Genomic DNA, 1,026 nt, shown 5'->3' with positions numbered 1-1,026 from the left:
CTAGCTTCAGGTGCTAGTGTCCGCAAGGACGTGGGGGTTCAAGTCCCCCCCTCCGCACCACATTACTCGAGTGTTATTCTGCTCAAGTAAGAGTGGAAAAACAGAAAGGCCACCTTAAGGTGGTTTTTTTGTGCCTGTTACTTACCGACAGCCTGCTGCAACAACCACCGCTTAACCCAGGGTAAACCCGCTACTTTCAATGATGCTGACGTTGCCAGCTGCATTATAGGGTTACTGTCGCGCCAGCCAAACTGTATCGCATCCATCATTCGCATCATTTTTGCATTTTCACGCCGACGGGTTCGCTCATATTCAACGAGTGCGGTGCTTTGCGAGTATTGCTCTAAGGTTTCAATCAGACAGCGGACATCGGCAAAACCCAAATTAACCCCCTGCCCGGCCATTGGGTGAATACTGTGAGCCGCATCACCTAATAGAACAATAGAGCCGTCTTTAACATAATGACACGCATGCTTTCTCTGCAGAGCAAAGCTGGCACTCTTTAATAATTGGAAGTTACCAATATGTGGCGCAAACGTCTGTTTTAAGTGAGACTCAAGTGCTCGCTTATCTTTTTCTAACGCAGTGATGTCATCACGTTTACTGTAATCAATTAAGCAAGCCTGATTCTCTGTCAGCGGTAACAATGCATAAGGCCCCTGAGAACGAAACACTTCCCAGGTTTCACCCGCTATCGGCTTTTCAACACGAACATTTGCCAGTAAGCATCGTTGATCATAATCCCACCCTCTGTAATCAATACCTGCAGCTTGCGCTACTTTAGAGTGAGCGCCGTCACAGCCGAGCAGTAAATCATAATTCAGACGTTCGCCTTTGTTTAAAAAGGCCGTGCGGGATAATGTATCAAACCCTTCAAGTTTGTCATCGGTTCTCAAACTCACATTTTTCAAAGCCCGTAGTTGAGCCCACAGCGCCTGTTGCAAAGCGTTGTTTTCAACCATGACGCCCAATTTTGAAAGACCGGCTTCGTCAGCATGAAAAGATAAGCTCGTTCCGCTTATCGAT

At 47.1% G+C, this 1,026-nt stretch carries 1 protein-coding gene; it reads right to left on the bottom strand.

The window, feature by feature from the left end; genetic code table 11:
• Positions 1-137: 137 nt before the first annotated feature.
• Positions 138-1,026, bottom strand: an 889-nt coding sequence (locus B3180_RS13875; RefSeq protein ID WP_286845095.1) for an FAD-dependent monooxygenase, incomplete at its 5' end; no start/stop codon positions are given.

The sequence above is a fragment of the Idiomarina sp. UBA4206 genome, from assembly GCF_002383015.1.
In the GTDB taxonomy this organism is placed as follows: Bacteria; Pseudomonadota; Gammaproteobacteria; order Enterobacterales; family Alteromonadaceae; genus Idiomarina; species Idiomarina abyssalis.
The sequence above is the reverse complement of the archived record's forward strand: the minus strand, read 5'-3'. Positions and strand labels throughout refer to the sequence as shown.